General features: G+C 63.2%; 9 protein-coding genes and 1 pseudogene. 9 read left to right on the top strand and 1 reads right to left on the bottom strand.

The window, feature by feature from the left end; translation table 11 throughout:
- Positions 1-76 precede the first annotated feature (76 nt).
- The 4 genes and pseudogenes from B0W55_RS25815 (at position 77) to B0W55_RS25805 (ending at position 4,322) form a co-directional block, all read left to right on the top strand.
- A complete protein-coding gene (locus B0W55_RS25815; RefSeq protein ID WP_077048745.1) occupies positions 77-466 on the top strand; it encodes a YbaN family protein in 390 nt (129 codons plus the stop codon).
- Between the two features lie 135 nt (positions 467-601).
- Positions 602-1,900 (top strand): annotated as a pseudogene (locus B0W55_RS31715) (chemotaxis protein); the annotation flags it as partial.
- Between the two features lie 150 nt (positions 1,901-2,050).
- Positions 2,051-2,806: a methyl-accepting chemotaxis protein gene (locus B0W55_RS31710; protein ID WP_371807299.1), complete on the top strand. Its 756-nt coding sequence runs from the start codon at positions 2,051-2,053 to the stop codon at positions 2,804-2,806.
- Positions 2,807-2,972: 166 nt separating this feature from the next.
- Positions 2,973-4,322 (top strand): CoA transferase, encoded by a 1,350-nt coding sequence (locus B0W55_RS25805; protein ID WP_077048743.1) that lies wholly within the window; start codon positions 2,973-2,975, stop codon positions 4,320-4,322.
- Between the two features lie 112 nt (positions 4,323-4,434).
- Here the strand turns inward: B0W55_RS25805 and B0W55_RS25800 are convergent, their stop codons facing one another.
- Positions 4,435-5,298 (bottom strand): DNA-3-methyladenine glycosylase, encoded by an 864-nt coding sequence (locus B0W55_RS25800; RefSeq protein ID WP_077048742.1) that lies wholly within the window; start codon positions 5,296-5,298, stop codon positions 4,435-4,437.
- Positions 5,299-5,522: 224 nt separating this feature from the next.
- Here B0W55_RS25800 and B0W55_RS25795 point away from each other — a divergent pair, with 224 nt between their 5' ends.
- From B0W55_RS25795 to gcvT, 5 genes are all read left to right on the top strand, one after another.
- Positions 5,523-7,031: a sigma-54-dependent transcriptional regulator gene (locus B0W55_RS25795; RefSeq protein WP_077048741.1), complete on the top strand. Its 1,509-nt coding sequence runs from the start codon at positions 5,523-5,525 to the stop codon at positions 7,029-7,031.
- Positions 7,032-7,464: 433 nt separating this feature from the next.
- Positions 7,465-7,848 carry a glycine cleavage system protein GcvH gene (gcvH, locus tag B0W55_RS25790; protein WP_077048740.1) on the top strand — a complete coding sequence of 128 codons (384 nt, stop codon included), beginning with the start codon at positions 7,465-7,467 and terminating at the stop codon, positions 7,846-7,848.
- Between the two features lie 11 nt (positions 7,849-7,859).
- A complete protein-coding gene (gcvP, locus tag B0W55_RS25785) occupies positions 7,860-10,712 on the top strand; it encodes an aminomethyl-transferring glycine dehydrogenase (protein WP_077048739.1) in 2,853 nt (950 codons plus the stop codon).
- A 202-nt stretch (positions 10,713-10,914) separates the two neighbouring features.
- Positions 10,915-12,291, top strand: coding sequence for an L-serine ammonia-lyase (locus B0W55_RS25780; RefSeq protein ID WP_077048738.1), 1,377 nt, complete (start codon positions 10,915-10,917; stop codon positions 12,289-12,291).
- 33 nt (positions 12,292-12,324) lie between these two features.
- Positions 12,325-13,269: glycine cleavage system aminomethyltransferase GcvT (gene gcvT / locus B0W55_RS25775; protein ID WP_077048737.1), on the top strand; the 945-nt coding region annotated here is incomplete at its 3' end.

Below are 13,269 nucleotides of genomic sequence, written 5' to 3'. Positions count from 1 at the left end.
CCGCTTTGGCGAGCAAGCCCGCTCCCACAGGGAATCAAGTTCGCCGCAAATATTAGATAAAGCCCTGCACGCGCCCATGCCCGCCACCTCGAAAATCTCCCGCCTGCTCTTCGGCCTCCTGGCCTACATCAGCCTGGGCATCGGCCTGATCGCCATCGTCATCCCCGGCCTGCCGACCACCGAGTTCATCCTGCTGGCCGCCTGGGCCGCAACCCGCAGCTCTCCACGCCTGAGCGCCTGGCTGGAAAACCATCGGCTGTTCGGGCCGATCCTCGGTAACTGGCGCAACGGCAAGGTCATCGCGCGTCGGGCAAAGGTCAGCGCCACTGTCAGCATGGTGCTGTGCGCCACCTTGATGCTGGTGATGCTCGACCCTGGCTGGCCGATCTATCTGGCGATTGGCGGGATGTTGCTGGGCAATCTGTGGATCTGGTCGCGTCCCGAATCAAGGCCGCACCTCTCTTGATCCTTACCGGTCTTTTCCCCGTTTTTCAGCCCGTTTTCAGCACATTTTCCCGCGCAAACGTTCAACCACGACCGTTCGTCGGCACCCCATTCATGCAATCTCGCCTCTGCGCCGATGGGGATTGAATGGCGCTGAATGGATTTGGCGAGTCGAGCCGCGATGGCTCACAGCCAACCCTTCATCCATTCGCGAGCTCGCCCCATGTTCGACTCACTGTCCATCCGCCTGAAAACTGTGCTGCTCTCTGCCCTGTGCCTGCTTGGCGTCGTCACGCTGATCGTGGGCATGAACTTCTACCAGACCAATCAGAACGATGAACTGGTCAGCGCCTCCAGCAGCAAGATGCTCACCGACAGCGTGCAGGACCTGCTGCAGGCCAAGGCTGCCGAGCAGGCGGTGCGGGTACAGAAGACATTCGGCGAAAGCCTGCTGGTGGTGACGGCCCTGGCCGACCAGATCAAGGACATGCGCGCCATGGCCGCCAAGCGTTCGCTGGAGGCGGGCGTGTTGCGCGAAGAATTGAACCAGAGCCTGAAAACCGCGTTCGAGCGCAACAGCAAGGTGCTGGGTATCTGGCTGGCATTCGAGCCCAATGGCCTGGACGGCAAGGACAGCGAGTTCGTCAATGACGCGGCTCGTCAGTCCAATGAAATCGGACGTTTCGCCACCTATTGGAGCCGGGCTGGCGGCCCTGGCCTCAACACGATCATGGTCGAAGAGGACATGACCAAGACCGAGCTGAACCTCAGCGGCACACCCTACAATGTCTGGTACACCTGCCCCCGCGACGGCAAGCGCACCTGCCTGCTTGACCCTTATGCCGATACCGTCGGCGGCAAGGAAATGCTGATGACCACCATTTCCGTACCGCTGCTGGTCGATGGCAAGGCCATCGGCGTGGTCGGCATCGACATCTCGTTGGACACCCTGCAAGCCGCCGCCGTCGACTCCCAGCGCGAGCTGTTCAACAGTGCCGGGCACATGCTGATCGTTTCCGGCACCGGCGTGCTCGCCGCCAACAGTGTCGATGCCGGCAAGGTCGGTAAAAGCATCGGCGATACCTTGGGTGCGGACGGCAAGGATATCCTGCAAGGGCTCGGTGCCGGCGCACCGAAAATCCTCGATCAGGGCGATCTGATCCGCGCGGTCTACCCGGTCAGCCCGATCAACGATTCCAAACCTTGGGGCGTGGTGATCGACTTGCCCAAGCAGGTGTTGTTGGCCGATTCAGTGAAGCTGCAAGCCGTGCTCGACGACGCCCAGCAACGCGGCACGATCAAAGCGGTGGGCGTTGCGATCGTTGCCGGCCTGATCGGTTTGCTGCTGATCTGGCTGACCGCCTCGGGGGTGACCCGGCCGATCAACAGCGTGGCCGAGATGCTCAAGGCGATTGCCAGCGGCGACGGCGACCTGACTCAACGCCTGCACTACAGCAAGAAAGATGAATTGGGCGAACTGGTCAGTTGGTTCAACCGCTTCCTCGACAAACTGCAACCGACCATCGCGCAGATCAAGCAAAGCATCACCGACGCCCGCGGCACCGCCGACCAGTCTTCGGAGATCGCCCGTCAGACCAGCGAAGGCATGCAGGTGCAGTTCCGCGAAATCGACCAGGTCGCCACCGCGTCCAACGAAATGAGCGCCACCGCCCACGACGTTGCCAACAGCGCATCGAACGCCGCCAGTGCGGCCAAGGGCGCCGATCAGTCGGCCCGCGATGGCATGCAGATCATCGAGCGCAGCACCCGCGACATCAATCAACTGGCCGATGAAGTCAGCAAAGCGGTGACTGAAGTCGAAGCGCTGGCGGTCAACAGCGAGCAGATCGGTTCGGTGCTGGAGGTGATTCGCAGCATCGCCGAACAGACCAACCTGCTGGCGCTCAACGCGGCGATCGAGGCCGCCCGTGCCGGCGAAAGCGGTCGCGGTTTTGCGGTGGTCGCCGATGAGGTGCGTAACCTGGCCAAGCGCACCCAGGATTCGGTAGAAGAAATTCGCCTGGTGATCGAACGCATCCAGAGTGGTACTCGCGGTGTGGTCGCCACCATGCACTCGAGTCAGACCCAGGCCCACAGCAATGCCGGCCAGATCCAGCAAGCGGTCCAGGCCTTGAGCAAAATCAGCGACGCGGTCACGGTGATCAGCGACATGAACCTGCAGATCGCCAGCGCCGCCGAACAGCAAAGCGCCGTGGCCGAAGAGGTCAACCGCAACGTCTCGGCGATCCGCACCGTCACCGAAACCCTGACGGGCCAGGCCACAGAATCGGCGCAGATCAGCAGCCAGCTCAACAACCTCACCACCCACCAGATGAAATTGATGGATCAGTTCCGCGTATAGATCTGGCCTTCCTGTGGGAGCGGGCTTGCTCGCGAAAGCGGAGTGTCAGTCGACATAGACTCTTCTGACACACCGCTTTCGCGAGCAAGCCCGCTCCCACAGTAGATTTCATCCGCCCAGTCGGTAACTTGTTCTATGCTCGGGCTCTCGCTCCGGAGGGCCTTCGATGACTGATTTGCTCACGTCCATTCAAGCCGCACTCGGCTTGCCGCACACGCCAATCCCGTTCACGTCCCAAGGTGCGCTGCCCTCGGCCTTTGCCGTCACGGATCTGGCCTGCGCCAGCATCGCCGCCGCCGGCCAGGCCATCAGCGAATTACTGCAGCGTCAAACCGGGCGCCTGCCCGCACTGGAAGTCGACCGCCGCCTGGCGTCCTTCTGGTTCTCCAGCTCGATCCGTCCGCTGGGCTGGAGCGTTCCGCCACTGTGGGACCCGGTCGCCGGTGACTACACCGCCCAGGACGGGTGGATCCGCCTGCACACCAACGCCCCGCATCATCGCGCCGCCGCCGAATCGGTACTCGGCGCCTGCGCTGACCGTGCCGCGATGGCGAGCAAAGTGGCGCAATGGGCCAAGCGTGATCTGGAACAGGCTGTGGTCGACGCCGGTGGCTGCGCGGCCGAAATGCGCACTTGGGCAGACTGGCAAGCCCACCCACAAGGTGCGGCGGTGAACGCTGAACCGCTGATTCAGTTCATCGCCCACGACACCCACAATGCCAAGCCCTGGCAGGGTTCGGTGGCGCAACCCCTGGCCGGGATCAAGGTGCTGGATCTGACCCGCGTACTGGCAGGTCCCGTCGCCAGCCGCTTTCTTGCCGGGCTTGGCGCCGATGTGTTGCGAATCGACCCGCCGAGCTGGAGCGAGCCGGGCGTCATACCCGAAATGACCCTGGGCAAGCGCTGTGCGCGCCTCGATTTGCAGGACAAAACCGATCGCAGCGTATTTGAAAGCCTGCTCAAGGACGCCGACATTGTGCTTCACGGCTATCGCGCCGACGCGCTGGAGCGGCTGGGTTACGGTGTGGCTGAGCGGCAACGATGGGCCCCCGGCCTGATCGACGTCAGCCTCAACGCCTACGGCTGGAGCGGCCCGTGGCAGAACCGTCGCGGCTTCGACAGCCTGGTGCAGATGAGCAGCGGCATCGCTGAAGCCGGCATGCAATGGAAACACACCGATAAACCGACGCCCTTGCCCCTGCAGGCGCTGGATCACGCCACCGGGTATCTGATGGCGGCCAGTGCGATCAGGCTTTTGACCGAGCGTCTGGGCAGCGGGCGCGGTGGCTCGGCGCGGTTGTCGTTGGCGCGCACAGCGAAGTTGTTGATTGAAAACGGGCCCGGGATCGAAGCGCCGTTGCGCGCCGAGGATGAAGGCGATCAGGGAATGCTGGTGGAGCAGACCCCTTGGGGACCTGCGCATCGGTTGCATGTGCCGCTGAAGATCACCGGGACGCCGTTGCAGTGGTCGATTGCGGCCTCTGAATTGGGTTCGCATCGCCCGCAGTGGTGGTGATTTTACCGACGTCTTCGCGAGCAAGCCCGCTCCCACAGGCACGACGCCGTACCTGTGGGAGCGGGCTTGCTCGCGAAGGGGCCGGACCAGACAACACAGATTCCAGATCAGCTCAATCACCCCGACTCAACGAAGTCCAAAGCAACTGCGCCCCATACCCGCGATACGGCCGCCACTGTTCAGCCCGCAACAGCACCCCCCGCGCCGTCACCGCCTCGCCCTCCAACGCCGCCAGGGCATTGATCAATCCCACATCCCCCGACGGAAACCCATCGAGTTCGCGCAATTGCCGCAGGGCCACGTACTGCGCCGTCCACTCCCCAATGCCATACAACGCCAACAGCCGTGCCACACCGCCCGGCCGGCCAGGCTCGAACAACAACGGATCGTCCAGTAACGCCTGCGCCACGCCCGACAGCGTTCGGCCCCGGCTTTTCGGCATGCCCAACGTCGCCAGGTCCGCCGTCGCCAGCACCTGCGCCTCAGGAAACACATGACTCAAGCCACCTCGCGGCGACGTCAACGGCTTGCCGTATTGCGCAACGAGTTTGCCCGCCAGCCTGATTGCCGCGACCACTGTGATCTGCTGGCCCAAGACCGCTCGAATCGCCAGCTCCAACCCATCCCAGGCCCCGGGAATGCGCAGCCCCGGACGCTCGGCGATCAACCGAGCCAGCAGCGGGTCGACCGCCAGGTGTCGATGGATCACCTCAAGGTCAGTATCCAGATCGAACATCCGGCGCACTCTGGCGACGATCTCGGGCACGGCTGTCGGGTCGGGAAAGTCGAGGTCCAGTTCCAGCGAGTCGACCGTCCCTGGCTTGATCGACAGGGTCCCGTGAACACCGTTCAAGCCGATGCTGCGCCAGTAAACGCCATCCGCGACCTCTTCCATTCCGACAATCGCCCGCGCCGACAGGAAGCCGAGCATGGCCGGCCAGTCGTAGGGCGGTTGATACTCCAGCGATAACCTCACGGACGTTCCTCTCGTCGAATCAGACAGGGCAAGACTCGCGCTTTGTGGGAGCGGGCTTGCTCGCCAAAACGGTGTATCAGACAACAAAGCGGTTGAATGTCAAACCGCCTTCGCGAGCAAGCCCGCTCCCACGGAAGGGACACCATTGCCCGGGAGGATTTCACCATTGGCCCGCCCCAAGGCATACTTGCCACCCTCCGCATTCCAGAACCCAGAACCGCCCCATGCGTATCCACGTCAGCTTCATCGACCGCGTCGGCATCACCCAGGAAGTCCTGGCCCTGCTCGGTGGGCGCAACCTCAATCTGGATGCGGTGGAAATGGTTCCGCCCAACGTCTATATCGACGCCCCGACCCTGAGCCCGCAAGTGCTCGACGAACTGCGCGATGCGTTGCTCAGCGTGCATGGCGTGCAGGCGATGACGGTGGTGGACATTTTGCCCGGCCAGCGCCGGCACTTGCAGCTCGACGCGCTGCTCGCGGCCATGACCGATCCGGTGCTGGCGCTGGACAGTGCCGGCAAGGTGCTGCTCGCCAACCCGGCGCTGATTGCCCTGTATGGCCGCGAACCGGCGGGTGAAAGCGTCGCGGATCTGTTCGCCGACCCGGCGTTGCTCGAGACCCTGCTCGAGCACGGCTTCCGCCTGCCGCTGCGAGAAATCACCGTCAACGGCCAGACCTTGTTGCTGGACACCACGCCGATCACCGACGCTGGCGCCCTGCTGACCCTGTATCAACCCAACCGCATCGGCGAACGCCTGTCCGCCCTGCACCACGACCATGCAGAGGGCTTCGATGCGCTGCTGGGCGAATCCCCCGTGATACGCACGCTCAAGGTCCGTGCTCAACGGGTCGCAACCCTTGATGCGCCGCTGTTGATCCAGGGTGAAACCGGCACCGGCAAGGAGTTGGTAGCCCGGGCCTGCCACGCCATCAGTGCGCGCCACAACTCACCGTTCCTGGCCCTGAACTGCGCGGCCCTGCCGGAAAACCTCGCCGAGAGCGAACTGTTCGGCTACGCCCCCGGCGCGTTCACTGGCGCGCAACGGGGCGGTAAGCCAGGACTGATGGAACTGGCCAACCAGGGCACGGTATTTCTCGATGAGATCGGCGAGATGTCGCCGTACCTGCAGGCCAAACTGCTGCGCTTTCTCAACGACGGCAGTTTCCGTCGGGTCGGCGGCGATCGCGAGGTGAAAGTGAACGTGCGCATTCTCAGCGCCACCCACCGCAACCTGGAAAAAATGGTCAGCGAAGGCCTGTTTCGCGAAGACCTGTTTTATCGCCTCAATGTACTCAACGTTGAAGTCCCGCCCTTGCGTGAACGCGGCCAGGACATTCTGCTGCTGGCCCGCTACTTCATGCAGCAGGCCTGCGCGCAGATCCAGCGTCCGGTGTGTCGCCTGGCGCCGGGCACTTATCCGGCGCTGCTGGGCAACCGCTGGCCGGGCAACGTGCGTCAATTGCAGAACGTGATATTCCGCGCCGCGGCCATTTGCGAAAGCAGCCTGGTGGACATCGGCGACCTCGACATCGCCGGCACCTCGGTGGCCCGCCAGGGCGACCATGACGTCGAGAGCCTGGAACAGGCGATGGACGCATTCGAGAAAGAACTGCTGGAAAAACTCTACGTCAGCTACCCCTCGACCCGGCAACTGGCCAGCCGCCTGCAAACCTCCCACACCGCCATCGCTCATCGACTGCGCAAGTACGGGATCCCCAACAAGGCTTGAGGTCTGGAGCAGGACTAATGTGGGAGCGGGCTTGCTCGCGAATGCAGTGTGTCAGTCGATGAATTTGTAGGCTGACCCACCGCCTTCGCGAGCAAGCCCGCTCCCACATTGGGTTTATTCCCTTTCTGGAAACCACGCCAAAAGCGACCTCCACCTGTACTGAAAGCGCTACAGCGGAACGATATCGCTACAACCCTCTCCGATCAGCGCTGCGCAAGGCTTTGATCCCCTTGGGCTTTATCCCGCGCTTATCCCCGTATCGATTTCGCTACAGTCGCCCTGCTCTCTTGCGTATCAATCCCTCCTAAAACATTGATTCAAATACAAAAAACAACATTGGCCGCGATCTTGCTATGTAGTCCTGCATAACCAGGGCAAATGCCCAAGCTTTCAATCGCGTCCACCAGACGAGTCTGGCCCCTTAGGAGTTCCCATGAGCGAATTGCGTTTTACTGAAGATCACGAATGGCTGCGTACCGAAGCTGATGGCACCGTCACCGTCGGCATTACCGCATTCGCCCAAAACGCTCTGGGCGACGTGGTTTTCGTACAACTGCCTGAGCTGCAGTCCTACGAAAAAGGCGCCGAAGCAGCCACCGTGGAATCGGTAAAAGCGGCCAGCGGCGTGTACATGCCGCTGGACGGTGAAGTGCTGGAAGTAAACCCGGCACTGGACAGCGCACCTGAGCTGGTCAACGAAGACCCGCTGGGCGAAGGCTGGTTCTTCCGTTTCCAGCCTGCCGACGCTTCGGCCGTTGCCAAACTGCTGGATCAGGACGCCTACGACCGTCTGATCAAAGCCCAAGCCGAAGCCTGAGGAGCGCGCACATGACTCAAGTCAACCTGAGCACCGCCAACGAATTCATCGCCCGTCACATCGGCCCCCGCGCCGGTGACGAGCAAGCCATGCTCAACAGCCTCGGCTTCGACTCCCTTGAAGCCTTGAGCGCCAGCGTCATTCCGGACAGCATCAAGGGCACCAGCGTGCTCGGTCTCGAAGACGGCCTGAGCGAAGCCGACGCCCTGGCGTTGATCAAGTCCATCGCCGGCAAGAACCAGCTGTTCAAGACCTTCATCGGCCAAGGTTACTACGGCACCCACACGCCGTCGCCGATCCTGCGCAACCTGTTGGAAAACCCGGCCTGGTACACCGCCTACACCCCGTACCAGCCAGAAATTTCCCAGGGTCGCCTCGAAGCGCTGCTCAACTTCCAGACCCTGATCAGCGACCTCACCGGCCTGCCGATCGCCAACGCTTCGCTGCTCGACGAAGCCACCGCCGCCGCCGAAGCCATGACCTTCTGCAAGCGCCTGAGCAAGAACAAGGGCAGCCACACATTCTTCGCTTCGGTGCATTGCCACCCGCAGACCCTCGACGTACTGCGCACCCGTGCCGAGCCGTTGGGCATCGACGTGGTGGTGGGCGATGAGCTCGAACTGACTGACGTGACGCCGTTCTTCGGCGCGCTGCTGCAATACCCGGCGAGCAATGGTGACCTGTTCGACTACCGCGAACTGACCGAGCGTTTCCACGCCGCCAACGCCCTGGTGGCCGTGGCCGCCGACCTGCTGGCCCTGACCCTGTTGACCCCGCCGGGCGAGTTCGGCGCCGACGTGGCCATCGGCAGCGCACAACGCTTCGGCGTACCGCTGGGCTTCGGTGGCCCGCACGCGGCGTATTTCTCCACCAAGGACGCGTTCAAGCGCGATATGCCGGGCCGTCTGGTCGGTGTGTCCGTGGACCGTTTCGGCAAGCCGGCCCTGCGCCTGGCGATGCAGACCCGCGAACAACACATCCGCCGCGAGAAGGCCACGTCCAACATCTGCACCGCGCAAGTGCTGCTGGCCAACATCGCCAGCATGTACGCCGTGTATCACGGTCCGAAAGGCCTGACCCAGATCGCCAACCGCGTGCATCAGCTGACCGCGATTCTGGCCAAGGGCTTGAGCGACATCGGCCTGGCAGTCGAGCAAGCCAGCTTCTTCGATACCCTGACCCTCAAAACCGGCGCCAACACCGCCAAGCTGCATGATCTGGCCCGTGCCCGGCAGATCAACCTGCGTGTGGTGGATGCCGAGCGTCTGGGCCTGTCCCTGGACGAAACCAGCACCCAGGCCGACGTGGAAACTCTGTGGAGCCTGCTGGGCGAAGGCAAGGCGCTGCCGGATTTCGCTGCCCTGGCCGCGACCGTGCAAGGCACCCTCCCGGCCGCGTTGGTTCGGCAGTCGCCAATCCTCAGCCACCCGGTGTTCAACCGTTATCACTCGGAAACCGAGCTGATGCGCTACCTGCGCAAGCTGGCGGACAAGGACCTGGCGCTGGACCGCACCATGATCCCGTTGGGCTCGTGCACCATGAAACTCAACGCCGCCAGCGAAATGATCCCGGTGACCTGGGCCGAATTCGGCGCCCTGCACCCGTTCGCCCCGGCCGAGCAAAGCGCCGGCTACCAGCAACTGACCGACGAACTGGAAGCGATGCTGTGCGCCGCCACCGGTTACGACTCGATCTCGCTGCAACCGAACGCCGGTTCCCAGGGTGAGTACGCAGGCCTCTTGGCAATCCGCGCCTACCACCAGAGCCGTGGCGAAGACCGTCGCGACATCTGCCTGATCCCGTCGTCGGCCCACGGTACCAACCCGGCTACCGCGCAAATGGCCGGCATGCGTGTGGTTGTCACCGCGTGCGACGCCCGTGGCAACGTCGACATCGAAGACTTGCGCGCCAAGGCCATCGAGCACCGCGAACACCTCGCCGCACTGATGATCACCTACCCGTCGACCCACGGCGTGTTCGAAGAAGGCATCCGCGAAATCTGCGGCATCATTCATGACAACGGTGGTCAGGTGTACATCGACGGCGCCAACATGAACGCCATGGTCGGCCTCTGCGCACCGGGCAAGTTCGGCGGCGACGTGTCGCACCTGAACCTGCACAAGACTTTCTGCATCCCTCACGGCGGTGGCGGCCCGGGCGTTGGCCCGATCGGCGTCAAGTCGCACCTGACCCCGTTCCTGCCGGGTCACGCGCACATGGAACGCAAGGAAGGCGCGGTCTGTGCGGCACCGTTCGGCAGCGCGAGCATCCTGCCGATCACCTGGATGTACATCCGCATGATGGGCGGTGCCGGCCTCAAGCGCGCCTCGCAGTTGGCGATCCTCAATGCCAACTACATCTCCCGTCGCCTGGAAGAGCACTACCCCGTGCTGTACACCGGCAGCAACGGCCTGGTGGCCCACGAGTGCATTCTCGACCTGCGCCCGCTGAAAGACAGCAGCGGCATCAGCGTCGATGACGTGGCCAAGCGCCTGATCGACTTCGGCTTCCACGCCCCGACCATGTCGTTCCCGGTGGCCGGCACCTTGATGATCGAGCCGACCGAAAGCGAATCCAAGGAAGAACTGGACCGCTTCTGCGACGCCATGATCCGCATCCGCGAAGAAATCCGCGCGGTGGAAAACGGCACCTTGGACAAGGACGACAACCCCCTGAAAAACGCTCCGCACACTGCGGCGGAATTGGTCGGTGAGTGGTCGCACCCGTACAGCCGTGAGCAGGCTGTGTACCCGGTAGCCTCGCTGATCGAAGGCAAATACTGGCCGCCGGTCGGTCGCGTCGACAACGTGTTCGGCGATCGCAACCTGGTGTGCGCCTGCCCGTCGATCGAAAGCTACGCTTAAACCAATGAGGGGGCGACTCACTCGCCCCCACTTTCAAGAACAGCGCATATCCCCTTGTGGGAGCGGGCTTGCTCGCGAAAGCGGTAGGTCAGACGACATTGATGGCGACTGATCCACCGCTTTCGCGAGCAAGCCCGCTCCCACAGGGATCTGTACCCATTCCAGATTCCGCCATTCCCATAACAAGAAACCGGAGAACCCTATGTCGTTAAGCGTGTTCGACCTGTTCAAGATTGGTATCGGCCCCTCCAGCTCCCACACCGTCGGCCCGATGCGCGCAGCCGCGCGCTTCGCCGAGGGCCTGCGCCGTGAAGGGCTGCTGGCAGCAACCACCTGCGTCAAAGTCGAGCTGTACGGCTCGCTGGGCGCTACCGGCAAGGGCCACGGCAGCGACAAGGCCGTGCTGCTTGGACTGGAAGGCGAACACCCGGACACCGTGGACACCGAAACCGTCGCCGCCCGTCTGCAAGACATTCGCGGCAGCGGACGCTTGAACCTGCTCGGCGAACACAGCATCGCGTTCAACGAGAAAGAACACCTGGCGATGATTCGCAAGCCGTTGGCCTATCACCCCAACGGCATGATTTTTCGCGCATTCGACGCGGCGGGACTGCAGATCCGCAGCCGCGAGTACTATTCGGTGGGGGGCGGCTTCGTCGTCGATGAAGACGCCGCCGGCGCCGATCGCATCGTCGAAGACGCCACCCCGCTGACCTTCCCGTTCAAAAGCGCCAAGGACCTGCTCGGTCACTGCGCCACCTACGGCCTGTCCATCAGTCAGGTGATGCTGACCAACGAAAGTGCCTGGCGCCCGGAGGCGGAAACCCGTGCTGGCCTGTTGAAGATCTGGCAGGTCATGCAGGACTGCGTCGCCGCCGGTTGCCGCAACGAAGGCATTTTGCCCGGAGGCTTGAAGGTCAAGCGCCGGGCGGCGGCGCTGTATCGGCAATTGTGCAAGAACCCGGAATCGTCCCTGCGCGATCCGTTGTCGGTGCTGGACTGGGTCAACCTGTATGCCCTGGCGGTCAACGAAGAAAACGCCAATGGCGGGCGCGTGGTCACAGCCCCCACCAATGGCGCGGCCGGAATCATTCCGGCGGTGCTGCATTACTACATGCGCTTCATTCCCACGGCGAACGATGACGGGGTGGTGCGCTTCCTGCTGACCGCTGCGGCCATCGGCATTCTGTACAAGGAAAACGCCTCGATTTCCGGCGCTGAAGTCGGCTGTCAGGGCGAGGTCGGCGTGGCCTGCTCGATGGCGGCCGGCGCGTTGTGCGAGGTGCTGGGTGGCACCGTGCAGCAAGTGGAAAACGCCGCGGAGATCGGCATGGAACACAACCTGGGCCTGACCTGCGACCCGATTGGCGGGCTGGTGCAGGTGCCCTGCATCGAGCGCAACGCCATGGGCTCGGTCAAAGCCATCAACGCGGTGCGCATGGCCATGCGCGGCGACGGGCAGCATTTCGTCTCCCTCGACAAGGTCATCCGCACCATGCGCCAGACCGGCGCCGACATGAAAAGCAAATACAAGGAAACCGCCCGTGGCGGTTTGGCGGTCAACATCATCGAGTGCTGATGCGCGCATCGGCACTATTTTCAGGAGCTGAATATGTCCACCGAACAACTGTTGAAAACCCCATTGCACGCACTGCACATCGAACTGGGTGCGCGCATGGTGCCCTTCGCCGGCTACGACATGCCCGTGCAATACCCACTGGGCGTGATGAAAGAACACCAGCACACCCGCGATCAGGCCGGCCTGTTCGACGTCTCGCACATGGGGCAGATCCGCCTGACCGGCGCCAACGCCGCCAAGGCCCTGGAAACCCTGGTCCCGGTGGACATCATTGACCTGCCGGTGGGTATGCAGCGTTATGCGATGTTCACCAACGAGACCGGTGGCATCCTCGACGATCTGATGGTCGCCAACCTGGGTAACGACGAGCTGTTCCTGGTGGTCAACGCTGCCTGCAAGGATCAAGACCTGGCGCATCTGCAAAAGCACATCGGCGACCAGTGCACCATCGAACCTCTGTTCGAGGAGCGCGCCCTGCTGGCGCTGCAAGGTCCGGCCGCGGTGACTGTACTGGCGCGTTTGGCGCCGGAAGTGGCGAAAATGACATTCATGCAGTTCGCCCGTGTCTCGCTGCTGGGCGTGGACTGCTTTGTCAGCCGTTCGGGCTACACCGGTGAAGACGGTTTCGAGATTTCCGTACCGGCCGACAACGCCGAGGCCCTGGCCCGTGCCCTGTTGGCTGAACCGGAAGTCGAAGCCATCGGCCTGGGGGCACGGGATTCCCTGCGCCTGGAAGCCGGCCTGTGCCTGTATGGCCACGACATGAACACCGACACCACCCCGATCGAGGCAAGCCTGCTGTGGGCCATCTCCAAGCCCCGTCGTGCCGATGGCGCTCGCGCGGGCGGCTTCCCAGGCGCGGAACAGATTTTCGCCCAGCAGCAAGGCGGTGTAGAGCGCAAACGTGTCGGCCTGCTGCCACAGGAACGCACCCCGGTGCGCGAAGGTGCAGAGATCGTCAACGACGCCGGCGAGATC

Origin of the sequence: Pseudomonas sp. KK4 (assembly GCF_001984065.1) — a bacterium.
Classification (GTDB): domain Bacteria; phylum Pseudomonadota; class Gammaproteobacteria; order Pseudomonadales; family Pseudomonadaceae; genus Aquipseudomonas.
This window is presented reverse-complemented; position numbering and strand designations above follow the sequence as displayed.